We start from the raw sequence: 17,371 nt of genomic DNA, 5'->3' as shown, positions 1-17,371 counted from the left end.
ATGCGTTTTGGGGTCAACTACACGCCCCGAGTGGGCTGGTTCCACTCCTGGCTGGACCTGGATTTGGGGCTGGTGGCGGAGGACATGGCCGCGATTGCCGATCTCGGCCTGGACCATGTGCGGATCTTCCCGCTGTGGCCACTGCTGCAACCCAACCGTGCACTTATCCGCCCCCGCGCGGTGGAAGACGTGCTCGTGGTGGTGGATGTCGCCGCCGCTGCGGGCCTGCGGGTGACTGTGGACGCACTCCAGGGGCATCTGTCTTCTTTTGACTTCCTGCCCTCTTGGGTGACCACCTGGCATCAACGCAACCTCTTCACCGATCCTGAGGTCCTATCTGGGCAGCGTGCGCTGGTGCGGACTCTGGCCGCTGAGCTGGCTCAGCACCCGGGCGCGGAGGGCTTGAGCCTAGGCAACGAGTTCATCCAGTTCGCCGCCGAGCGCCACCCCTGCCGCTCGGCCTTGAGCCCCACCCAGGCGAGGGCCTGGCTGGAGACGCTTCTAAGGGAGGCCCGGGACGCTTGGCCCCAGGGGGTGCTGACGCACTCCTATGACGACGACCTCTGGTTTGACGACACCCACCCCTTTGAGCCCGCGCATGCCGTGGGCCTAGGGGACCTGACCACCGTGCACTCCTGGGTGTTTATGCAGGTGGGGCCGCGTTATGGCGCGGGACACCCGGCGCTGCACCTGTTTGCCCGCTACCTGGTGGAGCTGGCGCGGGCCTGGGGCGGCGCGGGCAGGGGCATCTGGCTGCAAGAGGTGGGGGCGCCCAACAACTGGGTGCCCCCGGTGGAGGCCCCAGAGTTTGTGCAGCAGACGGTTGCCTCCCTGGTGGAAGCCGCCCAGGGGCCGGTGCCTGAGTTGGAGGCCATCACTTGGTGGTGCTCTCACGACGTCGATCGGGAGCTGGTGGATTTCCCGGAGCTGGAGCACACGCTGGGGCTCTTTGCTGCTGACGGTTCGCTTAAGCCGACGGGCGAAGCTCTGCGTGAGGCGGTGGCTGGCGCCGCCGGACCGGCCTGCGGTGGGGGCGTGGAGCGGGAGTGCTTGCGGCTGCCCAGTGCGCAGGCTTCCAAGCGCTCCTTGACGGCGCCCACGGGGGAGTTATTTGACCAGTGGTTGCGCCGCGCGACGGCGGGAGAGCCGCCTGCATTGGCGCTGCCGGCTCTGAAATCGGTTTAGCCCCTTATGTTGCGCTGACCGGGCCGGGAGAGCCTGGGGTCTTGATCTACTAGGGAGGTATGAACGATCGTTCGGTTCTGTTGCACAAGTTTCCTATCCCATCATCACTAAACCGTTGTAGTATTTTGGTAGTGGTCAACCCACCTGTTTCCTCCAATGACGAAGGGACCTCTCATGAACCTCACCCGCCGCGCCCTCCTGCTGGGCGCTTCTGCCGCAACCGCCGCCACGCTTGCCGCCTGCACCGGCTCCTCCGGAAAGAGCGGAGGTGACGCGAGCAAGGCCGCTGGCAGCGGCTCAGGCAAGCTCTCCGGCGAGATCACCTTCCAGACCTGGTCGCTCAAGAACGAGAAGTTCACCCCCTACTTCGAGGCTCTGGTCAAGACCTTCCAGGAGAAGAACCCCGGCACCACTATCAAGTGGATCGACCAGCCCGGTGACGGCTATGAGGAGAAGATCCTCCAGCAGGCCAACTCCGGTGAGCTGCCCGACGTCGTCAACCTGCCCAACGACTTCGCCTACCAGCTGGCCCAGGTCTCCCAGCTGGTGGACCTCAAGGCCACCACCCCCGAGGTCATGTCCACCTATGTTCCCGGCGGCTTGGCCTCCTACACCTTCGACGGCATTGAGGGCATCTTCGGCTACCCCTGGTACCTGGGCACCGATGTGTGCTGGTGGAATACAGACCTGCTCACCCAGGCGGGTCTGGATGTGGCCAACGCCCCCAAGACCCTAGATGAGTACTACTCCTGGGTAGAGACCGCCGCTGCCAAGGGCGTCAAGCTGGTCTCCTACATGCCTGGCGTCACGGACTTCAAGAACAGTGGCGTTCCGATCTTCAAGGACGGCAAGTTCGTCTTTAACACTGATGCCGCCGCCGCCATCGTGGACAAATTCGCTGCCTTCTACAAGAACGGGGCCATGCCAGCAGAGGCCCTGAACGATGACACGGCTGACAACGCCAAGATGTTCACCCAGGAGAAGGCGGGCTACACCACCGCCACCAGCTCCTTCGTCTCCCAACTAGAGAACGACGCCCCCAACGTCCTCAAGCATGTGGACTGCTCCGCCCGTTTTGAGACGGCCCCCCTGTTCACCCAGGGCATCTCCGTGGCCAAGGGCTCCAAGAACATGGAGCTGGCGCTCGCCTTCGCCCAGTTCGTCACCAACAATGAAAACCAGGTGGCCTTCGTCAAGATTGCCCGCGGTTTCATGCCCGGCACCGCTGAGGGCAACGCCCACCCTGAGTCCTTCTCCGGTGACCTGAACAACGAGCTCATGAAGAAGGCAGTCGGCCTGGCTGCCGCCGCCATGCCCAAGGCGGAGATGTCCGCCCCCATCCAGTACTCCAACGACATGAAGACCTATGTGCAGCAGCAGATCGCCCTGGCGATCAAGGGCGAGACCACCGCCAAGGCTGCTCTGGATGCCGCAGTGGAGTACTGCAACAAGGCACTCAAAGCCTGAACGCCATAGCCGGAGGGGTGGCGCCAGCACGCCTGGTGCCGCCCCTCCCGGCTTCCTCCCAACCTGATCCTGGAGCCTGCCATGCGCCGACCGAACCGGCTCACCCCGTACCTGCTTGTTCTGCCCGCGACCATCTGGGTCCTGGTGTTCTCCCTGTGGCCCTTCCTGAACACCATTACCCTGTCATTCACCAACGCTCGCCCCCTGCGCACCCCCACCTTTGTGGGCTTAGACAATTACCAGGAGATCCTGTCCGACCCGCAGGTTGGCTATGCCCTGGTTACCTGCGCTATCTACGTGCTGGCTTGTGTGCCTTTGTTGACCCTCATCCCGCTGCTGATTGCCATGCTGGTGTCCAAGTACTTGCCGGGTATTGAGCTGTTCCGCACGCTCTACTACTTCCCCGTGATTGCTTCAGTAGTGGTGGTCGGCATTATCTGGTCGTGGATGTTCGACTCAAAGGGCGTGGTCAACCAGGCCATTGAATTCATGGGGGGCACTGGTATCGACTTCCTGACCAACCGCTGGTGGATTCTGGTATGCGCCATTTTGTTGACCACCTGGAAGGGACTCGGCTACTACATGGTGGTCTACCTGGCGGCGTTGGGAAATGTGGGGCGGGACCTGCATGAGGCCGCTGCGATCGACGGCGCCGGGGCGGTGCGCCGCTTCTGGTCCATCACTGTGCCGGGGGTGCGCGGTGCCATGCTGCTGGTTTCCGCCCTGATCACCACCTCAGCGATGCGCATCTTCTCGGAGATCTACGTGCTTACCAATGGCTCTGGAGGCCCCGGCGGGCAGGCCATGAGCCTGGTGATGCTAATCAAGCAAAAAGGTTCCGGGCTCAACGGGCAATTGGGTTACGCCTCCGCACTGAGCGTCATGCTGTTCTTCTTGACGGTGGGGCCATTGCTGGTCACAGCCATGCTCAACTCGGGCACAGACCTGAACGCTATCCGCACAGCCTTGCGCAAACGCCGTGCTCACCGTGAGGCGCTACGCAACGCCGTCGCTAAGAAGGAGCAGCGCTGATGAGCGTCACCACTAGCCAGCCGACGGCGTCGGCCCCCATGACCAAGCCCTACCGGGACCGCTTCTGGCGGCGCAAGGGCGAGTCCGACTTCCTTAAGCCCACCCCAGCAGGTGCCGTGGCGCGCTACCTACTGTTGGCGCTGCTGGCCGTTATTGCCGTGTTTCCTTTCCTGTGGGAGCTGTCCACCTCTTTCAAAGGTGCCGCCGAGGATATCTATGCCTTCCCGCCCCAACTGGTGCCCTCCGAGCCCACCACCGCACACTATGAGACGGTCTCCAACACCATTCCGATCCTTAAATACGCCTGGCACTCATTGCTGCTGGGTTTGGGCACGGTGGCCAGCCAGGTGTTCTTCTCTATCTGTGGCGGCTACGCCCTGGGAGTGCTGCGTTTCAAAGGCAAGAAGTTGGTGATGGCGGTGTTGCTGTCCACCATGCTGCTGCCCGGTGAGGTCACACTCACCAGCCAGTACTTGACCGTGAAGTCCCTAGGATTCGCCAACACCTTATTCGGAGTGTTCTTACCCGGGGCGATTGGCGCGATCAACGTGCTGCTGGTGGCAACCGCCTGCTCCATGATTCCGCGGGACATTATTGAGGCCGCTGAGATCGACGGCGCCTCCACCTGGCAGCGCATCCGCCATATCGTGTGGCCCAATATTCGCGGCATGGTATCCGTGGTAGCCCTATTCTCCTTCATTGGCGCCTGGGACGACTTCCTGTGGCCCCTGGTGGTGCTTTCCGACCCGGAGAAGTACACCCTGACCGTGGGCATGCAGTACCTGCACTCGAACTTCGGCTCCAACCCCAGAGTGGTGGCAGCCGGCACGGTTATTGCCCTCGTGCCCATCATCATTCTCTTTGCCCTAGCTCAAAAGCAGTTCTTCAAAGGCGTCCAGGAAGGCGGCGTCAAGGGCTGAGGAGCCTAACTCCGGCGGTATGCGTGGTGCTGGCTGTGCTAGCGACTGGCTCCAACAGCAGCACCGCCTTCCCAACAAGCAGAAAGGTCAGCACAGGTCATGAGCGTCGGCGAGCAGAACACCCCCCTGCAGGGGGAAGGGATCTATGGGGTGCTGCCCCCGGTCCGGCAGATCACCGAGGTGGCGGGCACCCCTTTCTATCCCACTGTGGGCACCCGGGTGGTGATCGCGGTAGCCGCGCAGGAGCAGGCTCTGCGAGCCGAGGCTGAGCTGCTGGCCGCCGAGCTGGCTGAACTGCCTCCCTGTGCTACCCAGGCGGATAAGCCTCAGGTGCAGGAGGTCTGCGGTGCGAGTGCTCCCATGCCACGGCAGGTGGCTGTCGGGGCACAGCCGCAGCCCGGGGATGTGGTGCTGCAGCTGGTGGACGCCGTCGTTGGCACCTCCTCCCCAGAGGCCTACTACCTGGAGGCGACGGCGCAGCAGTTCACCATCACCGCCGCCACCACCACAGGTATTTTCTACGGCACCCGCACCCTCCTGCAGTGCCTGGCCCTGTCCGGCGGCGTGCAGGCCTGCACTGTGCTGGACGAGCCCGCCAAACCGGTCCGCGGCCTGCACGTGGACGCGGGCCGCAAATACTTCAGCGCGCAGTGGCTCCAGGAGCGCCTGCGGGAGATGGCCTGGCTCAAGCTCAACGAACTCCAATTGCACTTCTCAGAAAATGAGGGCTTCCGTCTGGAGTCCCGTAGCCACCCCGAGGTAGTTAGCGAGCAGCATCTCACCCAGGCTGAATTGGGGGAGGTGCTGGCAACCGCAGCGCGCTACCACGTGCAGGTGGTGCCGGCGCTGGATGTGCCGGGGCATATGCGCCAAGTGCTCAATGCTCACCCCGAATTGCGCGCGAGTGACTCCGAAGCCGGGCAGCTGCTGCTGGATTACTCGCGACCCGATGCTCGGTCCCTAGTGACCGAACTTTTGGACGAGTTGGTGCCGTTGTTTGGTGCGCAGGCTTGGCATCTGGGCGGAGATGAAGTCTTCCCTATGGGTGGCCCGGCCTGGGAGCCGGGGCTGCACGAGACCCTGGCCCAGGACTACCCCCGCCTAGCGGCTTATGCTCGCGAGCAGGTAGGGCCACAGGCCACCGTGCTAGACGGCTATGTCCACTACCTGGGCACCGTGGTCGCCCATCTGCGGCACCTGGGGGTGGTCCAGGTGCGGGCCTGGAATGACGCCCTGGGCGTGCCGGGCACCAGCCGACGTCTGGATGCCGACGTCGTCATCACCTACTGGACGGCCTGGCATCAGGGCTTCGCCCCGGTGCAGGACTTCGTTGACGCTGGCCACCAAGTAATCAATTTCAACGATGCGCGGTTCTACTACGTGCTCACCACGCCGGGGCGTGCCTACTGGAACAAGCCCACGGTTGAGGCCGCCTACGCCTGGCAGCCGGGATGCTTCCCGGAGCTGCCGGGAGGCCGCCCCCAGACCTGGGGTCCTGAAGAATCCTGGGATCAAGGGGCGGTGCTATCGGTGTGGTGCGACGTGCCGGAAGCGGAGACTGAGGCGGAGGTGGCCGCTGGGATTAGGCCCCTGCTGGCGGCCCTGGCTAGTCGGGTTTGGAACCCTGGGGACCAGAGTCCCTACGAGCTCTGGTATTCCCGCCTGCAGCACCTGGCAGCAGCCAGCGTCTAGATATAGAGCAGCAAGGCATGGACAAGCAAGCAATGGCCTGCCAGTATATAAGCCTGCGCTAAACCCTTTCAGTGATGCGCTCCCCATCCCCGTCAGCAATGGAGCTGAGATGAAGAGAAAACTCTGGAATAGATGTGCTGGCGCGGCCCTAGTGGTCGCGCTCGGCGCCGCAGGCATTACCTCAACCGCATTAGCGGCTGACTCCTACCCGCCCACCGGTGAGCAGGCCCTAGGCTCAGCCCAGCCCCGCTTCGCGGGCTACCGCGTCCAGGACATTCGCGACTGGTCACCACAGTCGGACCCCTTTGCCGCCGATCTGCGCGCTGAAGTTCCCCTCCAGCCTCGGATTCAGGCCCCCGCCCAAACTCAGGCCAACCCCACCCTGGACGGCAAAGCCCAGGTCATGCTCATGCAGGGTGACTACGGCAACGCCTTCTTCAACACCTCCACCGCCAACAACGACTTCACTGAGAACACCCTGGGCTTCTGGCAGTACACGGACTACTACTCACCCTGGCACGGGGCCGCCACCGCCTCCACCCCGGACTCCCTGTACGACCCGGCCAACTCCGACTGGCGCAACCGCGGCTTCGAGTTCGGCATCGTCAATATCCCTAACCCCGCCTACACCAACGCCGCCCACCGCAACGGCGTCAAATCCATCGCCACCATCTACTTTGACCCCGCCTTCAGGCCCGGACTGACCTTCAAGGAGATGTTCGATAAAGACCCCCAGTCCCAGGGCTACGTGATCGCCGAAAAGCTGATCGAGATGGCCAAGTACTACGGCTTCGACGGTTACTTCCTCAACCAGGAGGAACGCGCGGACGCCTCTGAGTTCAAGCCCTTCATGTCCTATCTGACCAGCAAGGGCCTGTGGACCCAGTGGTACGACGTCAACTCCTATTTTGACGCTTCCAAGGCCGCTTGGCTCAAAGACCAGAAGCACGGGCAGATTCACAACTCGGTCTTCGTCAACTATCAGTGGGGCTGGTCGGTGGACTCCTCCCTGTCCTATGCCCAGAGCCACGGAGTGGATCCCTACCAGGAGGTCTTCTTTGGGGTGGAGGCCAATAAGGCCAAGTTCTCTGGCAGTGACAGCTCAGCCAGATCCGTCCCGCGGCTCTACGCTCCCGGCACCAAGAGTCCCCGCGCCTCCCTGGCACTGTTCACTCCCTCCGATTTCTACCAGCGTGCCCTGGACGACGACGTGAAGGTCCCCGGCTACCAGCGTCCGCTTATGCAAACCCCCGACTTCCAGTGGATGATCCACGAGCGCGAGCGCATGTACTTCACCGGCGTCACTAAGGACGTCACCGACACCGGCACCAAGCAGGGCTTCAAACGCCCCGACGTCGGAGTGCGCGATGCCAGTGGCTGGGTTGGCGTAGCGGACTTCGCCCCCGCTCGCTCCGTAATCGGCGGCAGCCAATTCCACTCCACCTTCAACACCGGCCACGGAATGGCCCGCTGGACCGGCGGCGTTCCCAGTTCCAATGAGCAGTGGGGCAATATCAACGAACAGTCCATCTTGCCCTCCTGGCAGTGGTGGATCACCAAAGCTGACGGCACCACCGCCCAGCCTGATCTGACCGCCGACTTCGACTACGGCAGCCAGGAGGTGCGCCGCGACACGCAGGGCGCCACCACCCAGGCCCCCTTCAAACAGGTCGGCGCCTACGACGGCGGCTCCTCCCTGGCCATTCACGGCAAACTAGAGGGCGCCGCCACCATGCGCCTGTTCCGCACCGACTTGACTGTCGGGGCCGCTAGCCGCGTCGAGCTGGTAGCCCGGAACGTCACCGGCAGCCCCGCGCTGCGCCTCGGCGTCGTCGACAAGGCTGATCCCGGCAAGGTCGTGCCTGTGGACCTCGCGGCCACTGGCACCGACGCCAACGGTTGGACTACCTACGCCGCCGACCTCTCCGGGCGGGCCGGAAGCACCATCTCCACCCTGGCCCTTTTGCTTGAGGGCAACGGGGACGTGCAGGTGAACCTAGGCCGCCTAGCCCTCACTGACGGCGGCGCCGCCCCCGCCGCCCCAGCCAGCCTTGCCGTCGAGCATGCCTACGCCGACGGGCAGGCCAGCATCACCTGGGACGCGGCCCCCTTCAAGGACGTCAACTACTACGAGCTCTCCGCCGCCAAGGCGGACGGCAGCGTCACTGCCCTGGGCGCCACCTACGCCTCCCGGGCCTACATCAAGAAGCTGGACCTGTCTGGCGGCCCAGTGACCCTGCGCCTCGTGGCGGTAGGCAAGGACGGGCAGCGCTCCCAGCCAGCCGAGGCGGTTATCAACCCGTCCACCGGGGCCGGAGCCATCAAGGTCACCCCAGCTCAGAGTTCGGAGGCGGGCAGCCAGGGCCTGGACCTGTCCTTCACGCCTGTGCCCGGCGCCGACGGCTACCGGGCCACGCTGGAATTGGTCCACACCGGCTGCGAAAAGGGCGCCCTGTCTTGGACCAGGACGCTAAGCGGCTCAGAACTCAGCACCGACGCCGACGGCCGGGTGCATGCCGCCCTAACCGTGCCCTTCCGGGAAGGCCGCGACTACGACCTGAGCATTACGCCGCTCAAGGGCGGCGCGCCTCTGCCCGGCGGGCAGGTTCTGGCGCTGCGCGACAAACTCCCCGACACCTGGGCCCGACCGCTGCCAGCCGCCGATGTGCGAGTGGAAGGCTCCCAGATGCGCCTGAGCTCACCCACTCCGGCGGATTGGCACAAGATCACGGTCACCTCAGGAGCCGGCAAGGAGGTTTTCTCCGCTACCCGTGGTGAAGGTGGGCAGGGAGTGGTCGCCACCAACGAGCGACTGCAGGTCCCCTTCGACATCTCTGCACACCTCACCGACGGCGCCGGCACCTTCGAGCTGCGCCTGACCGACTACACCGGAAACACCTCCGAGCCGACGGTCGTCACCGTGCAGGGCGGTAACTCCGTCAGCGTCAAGGCGCCAACGGAGGTTCCTGAGCAAAGCTGCGTGCCCGGGGCGATTGAGGACCCGCAGGACCCACAGCCCAGCCCGAGCCCGACTGAGACCGCAGCGCCGTCTCCAACCCCCTCGCCTGACCCAGCCCCCGGCCCCGGTCAGACGCAGGGCACCATGCCCGCCTACGTGGCCCACGTGTCACAGACCGGCTCCGGCAAGGTGCTGGTAGGTGACTGGGACGGCGACGGCCAAGTCAACTGGGCCGTGCGGGTTGGCAGCCGCGTGGTCTTCTACGCCCGCAATAGTTTGGACGCCCCCGTGTACAGCTCAATCAGCTTGGGGCGCGCCAGTGACGAGGTCTATGTGGGTGACTGGGATGGTGACGGGCGCGCCACTCTGGCTCTGCGCCGTGGCAGCCGGGTCATGTACCAAAAGACCCTGACCTCCACCGCCACCACCGTGGACCAAGTGGACGCCCAGGCCAAGCTGGTGGTCAAACGCGTGGACGGCAAGGACGTCCTGACGCCAGCCCCCTGAGATAGGTATGAGCCTGCCGGCCTCGATTTTGGGGTCGGCAGGCTCAGGCCTGCTTCTGCGCCTACGGGGCAGCAAGAGACCCCGGGCGGCGTCGGCTTCAGGGCGCTCAGGATTGGCGCTGATTAAGGCCAGCTTTGTGCCCCGGAGCGCCCCCTAGATTTGCTAAGTTCGCACTGCCGGGGAGCCACCCCCCGGGCAAGTCATTTCCGGGTCAAGGAGGACTCATGGGATTGGGATGGTTCGGTGCCCCCGAGCACAACCGCTGGCTGGGGGAGGAGACGCATGCGCTGCTGCGCTTTGCTCGCGCCTCCACGGTTCCGGCTGGCTTCGGCTGGATCGGGGAGGACGGGCAACTTGACCCCACCCACCCGGTAGAAGCCTGGATTACCAGCCGCATGACCTACGCCTACAGCCTGGGCACACTCCTAGGCATACCCGGGGCTCGGCGCTACTCGGACCACGGCGTGCGCAGCCTGCGCAATGTGCTGCGGGACCGGGTCAACGGTGGCTGGCACTCGGCGGTGCAACTGGAGCCGGGGCCTGAGGGCGCTGGCGTGCCCGCTACGGAGAAGGCCCGCAAGGAGTGCTACCAGCATGCCTTCGTGTTGTTGGCGGCAGCGACGGCGACGGCGGCCGGGCGCCCCGGCGGTTACGACCTGCTGGTGGAGGCCAAGGAGGTCTTTGAACGCTACTTCTGGGACGAGGACCGTGGCCTGCCGGTGGAGTCCTACAACTACGACTTCTCCCAGGCGGAGGACTACCGCGGCATTAACGCCGCAATGCACACGGTGGAGGCCTTCCTAGCCACCGCCGACGTCACCGGGGAGGTCCTTTGGCTCAAGCGGGCCCTGCGGATCATTGATTTTGCCGTCAACCAGCAGGCGCGCGCCCATAACTGGCGTCTGCCTGAGCACTACAACTCCCAGTGGGAACCAGACCTGGACTACAACCGGGACAAGCCCGCCGACCCCTTCCGACCCTATGGGGTCACCCCCGGTCACGGTCTGGAATGGGCCCGCCTCACCGCCCAGGCCATGATGGCGCTGCGCGGGCGTGGAATGGAGGCACCCGACTGGATGCTTGACGCCGCTGAAGCCATGTTTGACCGTGCGCGCAGCGACGGCTGGCGCATCGACGGCGGACCAGGCTTCGTCTACACCACGGATTTCGCAGGCAAACCGGTGGTGCACGAGCGCATGCACTGGGTGGCCTGCGAGGGTGTGTCCGCTGCGGCGGCCCTGCGCTGGGCGGCGCTGTCCGATGGCCGGGGGGAGATTGAACTGGAGCACTTCGAGCACTGTTACCGGGCCTGGCTGGACTACGCCGAGGAGTACCTGATTGCTGCGCCAGGCCGCTGGTGGCACGAGCTAGGGCAAGACAACCGACCCTCCACCCGCACCTGGAAGGGCCACCCGGATATCTACCACGCCCTGCAGATGACCTTGTTGCCGCGCCTGCCAGTGTGGCCGGCAATTCCGCAGGCTATTGCTGAGCGGCAGCTGGACGCCCCTGCGCCGGGCTCTAGCGTGGCCAGCAGGCAGGAGGCGCAGTCTCGACGTCGGGGCATCTTCAACCGCTGATCCAGGTGCCTGGGCGCGCGCGGCGTCGCGGCCCGGGTGCTGGTATCGTGCGGGACTGTTCGCCGTCGGGGTGACCCGACGGCCCTGGAGAGATGACAGAGCGGCCGAATGTGACGGTCTTGAAAACCGTTGTGCGCCTGGCGCACCGGGGGTTCGAATCCCCCTCTCTCCGCCATTGAATACACGCGCATGCCCTCAGCCGCGCGTCAACGCGTATCCCTTTGCTGATCCGAGTGGCAAATAGTGGCGTGATCCACACCTCTCCCGCATACTATGACCTAAGTCCCACGGACTTAGGTCCTTGCTCGGGTGCTGGCCACTGAGCGGGACCTCGCCAACCAACCGCCAACGACGTCGCAAGGTTCATGGATGAGCACGCCCATCACACACGAGTCAACCAGCCACTCCATCGGCAACGAAGCCCCACCTCCCAACACCGGTGAGCGCCGCCGCCAGATGATCGGACTGGTCGGCGGCGTCGTCCTGGCCATCATCGCCTACTACCTGATGCCCGCCGACGCCATCGAGAAAGTCATTGCCGCCGCTGGCCCCGAAAAGGCCAAAGGCATGACCGAGCACGGCCTGCGCCTCACCGCCGCAGCCGCCGTACTTATGGGCGCCTGGTGGATGACCGAAGCCATCCCCCTAGCCGCCACCGCCCTAGTGCCCTTGGTGCTCTTCCCCCTGCTGAAAGCCGACAATTTCAAAGCCACCGCCGCCCCCTACGCCTCCGGCACCATCTTCCTGTTCATGGGCGGCTTCATGCTGGCCCTAGCCATGCAGCGCTGGAACCTGCACCGCCGCATCGCCCTGCTCACGGTGCTCGCCGTCGGCGTCAAACCCAGGCGCCTAGTCCTCGGCTTCATGTTGGCCACCGGCTTTATCTCCATGTGGGTGTCCAACACCGCTACCGCCGTCATGATGCTGCCCATCGGCACTTCCATCCTCATGCTCACGGGCCAGCTGGCCGCCGGGGAGAAGAAACAAAACAAATTCGCCACCGGGCTCATGCTGGGCATCGCCTACGCCGCCTCCATCGGCTCGCTGGGCACGATCATTGGCACCCCACCAAATACGCTGCTAATCGCTCACCTCAAGGAGAGCCACGGCGTGATCATCGGCTTTGGCCAGTGGATGCTCATGGGGGTGCCGCTTGCCGTGGTCTTCCTGCTGGTGGCTTGGTGGCTGCTCACCTACGTCCTGTTCAAGCCCGAGCTGGAGGAGATTCCCGGAGGCAAGGACGTCATCAAAGATGAGCTACGCCAGATGGGCCGCTGGTCCAGCGGCGAGATTCTGGTGGGCCTCGTCTTTGTGGCCGCCGCCCTGTCCTGGTCCTTACTGCCCGCGCTGCTGCCCAAATCCGGCCTCAACGACGAGGTGATTGCCATGGTGGTGGCCCTGGTCCTGTTCATCCTGCCCGCCCCCGGTCACCACGGTGTGCGCCTGCTGGACTGGGAAAGCGCCAAAGAACTGCCCTGGGACGTACTGCTGCTCTTCGGCGGTGGTCTGGCACTGTCCGCCGAGTTCTCCAAGCAGGGACTGAGCCTGTGGATCGGTGAGGGCGCCAAATCCCTGTCCACCTTGCCGGTGGTGCTGGTGGTGGCCGCCGTAACCATGCTGGTGATTTTCCTGACTGAACTCACCTCCAACACCGCCACCGCCGCAGCCTTCCTACCGATCATGGGGGGAGTGGCCGTCGGCATTGGGGCCGACCCGCTGCTGTTGGTGGTACCGGTGGCCCTGGCCGCCACCTGCGCCTTCATGTTGCCGGTGGCCACGCCGCCCAATGCTATCGCCTACGGCTCCGGTTACGTACAGATGGGCTCCATGGTGAAGGCAGGCCTATGGCTCAACGTGATTGGCGTTGTGCTCATCACCGTCACCGTGATGCTGCTGGGGGTGCCGGTTCTGGGGATCCAACTCTAGGAATAACAACGACGGCGACGGCGGGTGTGGCTCTGGGGCTGCGACGCCGTCGCCGTCGGGTATAGGGCCTGGGGTGCGAGTGTGTCCGGGGCCGCAGTGCGCCGGGTTTTGCCCTGGAGCAAGTAGGCCGGTACGCTGCTCGTGCTCACAGCAGCGCTATGGAGACGTCGCATAGTGGCCTAGTGCGCCTTCCTGCTAAGAAGGTTGGGGATAAAACCCCTCGGGAGTTCGAATCTCCCCGTCTCCGCCACATTTTGAACACCGCGTTTTCGCGCACGCGCCGCGGTGCCATCGCCTGGCTCATGCGGTTTTGCAGGTCTCATGCGGCAGCAGAAGCACACCCTGCAGGCGCATGCGCTCGCCGAGATCCACAAGAAGCCAGTCCGGGTGTGGAGATAGCCACAGAAGCAGGCCTGAGCGTCAAAGTAGCCATCCAGAGTATGAGATCTTCGGCGCCTCAGGTCATCGCGGCCCGAGGCGCCCGGTCCAACCCACCAACGGTCGGTGCATTCCCCAACGAATGGAGGAAGAAAACGTGCGCCCATCCCTAAAGCGGGGCAGCCGTCGTGCACTCACGGCAATATCAATCATGGCAATCGTCTCTGCGGTGTCCTTGCCGGCCACCGCAGCAGAGTCCAAGGACTCACAGGCAGACTCCTCGCAGAAGATCACCCGCAGCCTTGAACTCAAGAGCGGTGCCAGAGCCAACAACATTCCTGGTCGTTGGTTTGTAGAACTAAAGTCCCCCGCCAAGGCGAAGGGCGGATCCGAGTAGGCGATTTCACAGGACCGCGCTCAGCTCACACAGGAGCTGGCCGACGCTGACATCCCCGCCGAGATCACCACGCAGTACGGCGACCTGTGGAACGGCGTCGCCCTGAAGGTTGACGACGAGCAGTTGGAAGAGCTGGCCAGCCTTGACTCCGTCGTATCCGTAATGCCTGTTGTCGCCATCCCGCGTCCCCAGCCCCTTCCCGGAACCACGGACCAGCGCACCGACGCCGAAAAGTCGGAGGGTGTCGCGGATATGAGCACCTTCAGCGCCGCCGACCTCGGTGGCGCTGCTGAGGCGCACGCCGCCGACTACACCGGCAAGGGCATCACGATCGGCATTATCGACAGCGGTGTCGACTACGACCACCCGGACCTGGGCGGCACCGGCTAGGCCACCACTGAGGCTGAGCGCAAGGCTGGTGGCTCCCCGCGCTTCCCCAACAGCAAGGTGGTGGGCGGTTACGACCTGGTGGGTGACGACTACACCAGTGACTCGGACACCATGCCGAAAGCTGACGCCCTACCCGACGACTGTGGCGGCCACGGCACCCACGTGGCCGGCATCGCGGCCGGTAAGAAGCCTGCCAATGCGACTGACGGCATCACGGGCGCTGCCCCGGATGCCACCATCCGGGCCTACCGAGTCTTCGGCTGCCAGAGCGGAACCTCCTCGGAGATCATCGCTGAGGCAATGCAGCGGGCCTACGAGGACAAGGTCGACGTCGTCAACCTCTCGCTCGGCACGGACTACATCGTCTTCACCGGCTACCCCACAGCGGTGGCTGCCACCACGCTGGCGGAGCGAGGCGTAATCGTCTCCGCCGCGCAGGGCAACTTCGGTGCTGGCGACCCGGATATTCCGGGCAGTGGCGGTCGTTGGACCATGGGCGGCCCTTCTTCCGGCTCTCCGGTGATCTCTTCCGGCAGCGTCAACAACAGCGCCTTCACGGATTTCTACCTCGCTATCTCCACCAAGGCTGACGCACGCCTGGCTTATGCCCTAGGTGTTGGCACCACCGGCGTAATCCTCCGCGGTAAGGGCGAGACCTGGCAGGTAGCCGAGGCTGGCCCGCTCCCCGCAGGCGCAGACCAGGACAAGCTCGCTGACTCCGACCCGGCTCTGCTCTGCTCCGCGCCGGCTAAGGATACCTTCAAGGGCAAGGCGGTGCTGGCCAGGCGTGGCGGCTGTGACGTCCACAAGAAGGCTACGAACGCTGAAGCTGGCGGCGCCACTCTCCTAGTCGTTGACAACTCGACTGATGGCCTCGAACTGCTGAACGCCGCGAACCCGGACACCAAGGCTCCGGTCTCGATTCCGCTCGTGAGCATTACTCGCGAAGGCGGCGACGATCTGCGTAAGGCGCTGAAGGCAGACGCGGCAACCACGATCTCCTTCCCGCGGGACCACGCGGACTTCAAGTGGAAGGCTGCAGGAAAGCTCTCGGAGTTCTCCTCTTGGGGTCTGAACTCCGAGCTGGAACTCAAGCCGGAGATCGCCGCCCCCGGTGGTGGCATCTGGTCCACCTGGCCCCTGGAGGACAGCGGATACAAGAACAACTCCGGTACCTCGATGTCTGCGCCTTACACCGCTGGTGTCATCGCCATGCTGCTGGAGTCGCACCCGGAGATCCTTCAGGCTTCTGGCCTGGAGCGGACCAGGCAGGTGACCTGGCGTCTGCAGTCCACCGCTAAGCCAGTTAAGGCGCGCGACGGCTCAGACAGCCTGGAGGCCATGGCGCTGCAGGGCGCTGGTCTGATTGACGCGAAGGCCGCCATTGACGCCACTGTGGAGATTGCACCCTCCGTGCTGAACCTGGGGCAGTCTGCGGACGTCGCAGGTCTAACCCAGCAGGTGAAGCTGACCAACCACGGCTCTGCGTCGGTCACCTACACCCTGGGACACCGGGACTCCCAGACCATTACCGGCCCCTCCGGCAGCCCGCAGGTAGCTGCGGCTGGGGAGATCGGCGTCTCTACTGACGGCAAATCCGTCACTATCGGCGCCGGCCAGTCCACGACCCTGGAAATCAAGATCACGCCCCCGAGCAAGATCAAGGACGGCGACTTCTACGGTGGCTTCATTGTCTTCACCAAGTCTGATGGCACCAGCATCCACCTGCCCTTCTCCGGGGTTGGTGGGGACATGGCCAAGACGGACTTGCTCAACGGCAACGAGCCCAAGATTCTCAACACCACTAAGGAGCCGGTCGAGCCGGGGAGCTACATCTTTGGCAAGAGCCCTGCGGCGCCTAACGGCATGTACAACGACTCCGCTTATATGCTCTTCATGCTGGACATTCCGGTGACGAAGGTGGTGGCGGATGTCATCCCCGAGGGGCAAGACCAGCCGCTGGGCATGTCGCTGGCACAGGTGCTGGCTGACGACGGTTTGCAGAAGATTGCCGACCAGATCAACAAGGGACAGATCATTTCAGACCCGCTGCGCCCCACTTTGGGCAAATTCGATCTGAGCATCTACCCGCGCTCTACGCCTTCTGCTTTCCGCTGGGACGGCTCCTACGTAGGGACCGACTACCGACGTCACCAGGTGCCCAACGGCAAGTACAAAGTGGTTTTGCACATGCTCCCCGTGGGGGAGGACGGCAAGGAGGTCGCCGACTGGCAGGCCTGGACCAGCCCTGCACTCTCTGTCGACTGGGCAACTGACGGCTACCTGCCCCAGAGTGAGCTCAGCCTGGTTGGTGGCACCGACGCAGATAAGGCCGTCCTAGACGACGACGCCTTTACCGCTGCCGAGGCCGCTAAGGGCCAGAACAGCTGGGTTGTGGACTTGGGTCAGACCCGCGAGCTGAAGCAGGTGGCAGTCACGCCGGAGCAGGTGGTGGACAGCAAGGTCTTCACCAAGGTCCTTGGCGAGTGGTCTGTTGATGGGCAGAACTGGACTCAGTTCGCTGAGCTGGCCTGGGACAAGCCCGAGAACCACGAGCAGGCCATTTTGAAAGCCCCGGCGGGTGTCAACGCACGCTACGTGCGAGTGACCGCGTCGAACACGCAGAAGGACTCCGCGAATACGGTCGTGGGGGAGATCCGCGTGGCCGCCGGTAGCGGCAGCGTCGCTCCGACGCCGGAGGCTTCTCCGGCACCGGAGACCTCGCCGGCACCGGAGGCTTCGCCGACGCCGCTGACTCCTGCGCCGGGGGACTCAAAGAGCGCTGAAGAGGGCAAGAACACCCCCGGTAAGAACAACCGGAAGTCCCTGTCCGTCACCGGTGTCTCCTTCACCTTGGTGCTTCTGGCCGGTGGCCTGCTGGCTACGGGAGCAGTCGTGATGTACCGCCGTCGTCACGCCGAGGCCTGATCCCGGAGAT

General features: G+C 64.4%; 11 protein-coding genes and 2 tRNA genes. All 13 read left to right on the top strand.

Features of this window, described 5'->3' with window-relative positions; genetic code table 11:
* Positions 1–1,185, top strand: coding sequence for a glycoside hydrolase 5 family protein (locus DR039_RS06890; RefSeq protein WP_111836656.1), 1,185 nt, complete (start codon positions 1–3; stop codon positions 1,183–1,185).
* 174 nt (positions 1,186–1,359) lie between these two features.
* Positions 1,360–2,652, top strand: a complete 1,293-nt coding sequence (locus DR039_RS06885) for an ABC transporter substrate-binding protein (protein WP_111836655.1) — start codon at positions 1,360–1,362, stop codon at positions 2,650–2,652.
* Positions 2,653–2,733: 81 nt separating this feature from the next.
* Entirely contained in the window at positions 2,734–3,684 is a 951-nt protein-coding gene (locus tag DR039_RS06880; protein WP_111836654.1) for a carbohydrate ABC transporter permease, read from the top strand.
* A complete protein-coding gene (locus tag DR039_RS06875) occupies positions 3,684–4,604 on the top strand; it encodes a carbohydrate ABC transporter permease (protein ID WP_111836653.1) in 921 nt (306 codons plus the stop codon). Before DR039_RS06880 ends, DR039_RS06875 begins: the two co-directional genes overlap by 1 nt.
* A gap of 99 nt (positions 4,605–4,703) precedes the next feature.
* Positions 4,704–6,296: a family 20 glycosylhydrolase gene (locus DR039_RS06870; RefSeq protein ID WP_111836652.1), complete on the top strand. Its 1,593-nt coding sequence runs from the start codon at positions 4,704–4,706 to the stop codon at positions 6,294–6,296.
* 109 nt (positions 6,297–6,405) lie between these two features.
* On the top strand, positions 6,406–9,762 hold the full coding sequence (locus tag DR039_RS06865; protein WP_111836651.1) for an endo-beta-N-acetylglucosaminidase: 3,357 nt from the start codon (positions 6,406–6,408) through the stop codon (positions 9,760–9,762).
* Between the two features lie 224 nt (positions 9,763–9,986).
* Positions 9,987–11,342 carry an AGE family epimerase/isomerase gene (locus DR039_RS06860; protein ID WP_111836650.1) on the top strand — a complete coding sequence of 452 codons (1,356 nt, stop codon included), beginning with the start codon at positions 9,987–9,989 and terminating at the stop codon, positions 11,340–11,342.
* Positions 11,343–11,428: 86 nt separating this feature from the next.
* Positions 11,429–11,517: transfer RNA gene (locus DR039_RS06855), tRNA-Ser, on the top strand.
* 194 nt (positions 11,518–11,711) lie between these two features.
* The gene (locus DR039_RS06850) at positions 11,712–13,268 is read left to right on the top strand and encodes an SLC13 family permease (RefSeq protein WP_111836649.1); all 1,557 of its coding nucleotides are present in this window, start codon (positions 11,712–11,714) and stop codon (positions 13,266–13,268) included.
* A 160-nt stretch (positions 13,269–13,428) separates the two neighbouring features.
* Positions 13,429–13,518 (top strand) — tRNA-Ser (locus tag DR039_RS06845).
* Positions 13,519–13,803: 285 nt separating this feature from the next.
* Entirely contained in the window at positions 13,804–14,043 is a 240-nt protein-coding gene (locus DR039_RS06840) for a hypothetical protein (RefSeq protein WP_111836648.1), read from the top strand.
* A 3-nt stretch (positions 14,044–14,046) separates the two neighbouring features.
* The gene (locus tag DR039_RS06835; RefSeq protein ID WP_111836647.1) at positions 14,047–14,433 is read left to right on the top strand and encodes a protease inhibitor I9 family protein; all 387 of its coding nucleotides are present in this window, start codon (positions 14,047–14,049) and stop codon (positions 14,431–14,433) included.
* Between the two features lie 60 nt (positions 14,434–14,493).
* Entirely contained in the window at positions 14,494–17,361 is a 2,868-nt protein-coding gene (locus DR039_RS06830) for a S8 family serine peptidase (protein ID WP_126622369.1), read from the top strand.
* Positions 17,362–17,371 lie beyond the last annotated feature (10 nt).

The organism is Actinomyces bovis, from assembly GCF_900444995.1.
Lineage (GTDB): Bacteria > Actinomycetota > Actinomycetes > Actinomycetales > Actinomycetaceae > Actinomyces > Actinomyces bovis.
Note: the sequence above shows the minus strand (reverse complement) of the source record. Positions and strands in the feature narration are given on the sequence as shown.

Coding starts and splice junctions, on each gene's coding strand:
- DR039_RS06870 (WP_111836652.1), top strand. CDS start 4,704: ATGAGCGTCGGCGAGCAGAACACCCCCCTGCAGGGGGAAGGGATCTAT.
- DR039_RS06890 (WP_111836656.1), top strand. CDS start 1: ATGCGTTTTGGGGTCAACTACACGCCCCGAGTGGGCTGGTTCCACTCC.
- DR039_RS06850 (WP_111836649.1), top strand. CDS start 11,712: ATGAGCACGCCCATCACACACGAGTCAACCAGCCACTCCATCGGCAAC.
- DR039_RS06885 (WP_111836655.1), top strand. CDS start 1,360: ATGAACCTCACCCGCCGCGCCCTCCTGCTGGGCGCTTCTGCCGCAACC.
- DR039_RS06880 (WP_111836654.1), top strand. CDS start 2,734: ATGCGCCGACCGAACCGGCTCACCCCGTACCTGCTTGTTCTGCCCGCG.
- DR039_RS06875 (WP_111836653.1), top strand. CDS start 3,684: ATGAGCGTCACCACTAGCCAGCCGACGGCGTCGGCCCCCATGACCAAG.
- DR039_RS06865 (WP_111836651.1), top strand. CDS start 6,406: ATGAAGAGAAAACTCTGGAATAGATGTGCTGGCGCGGCCCTAGTGGTC.
- DR039_RS06860 (WP_111836650.1), top strand. CDS start 9,987: ATGGGATTGGGATGGTTCGGTGCCCCCGAGCACAACCGCTGGCTGGGG.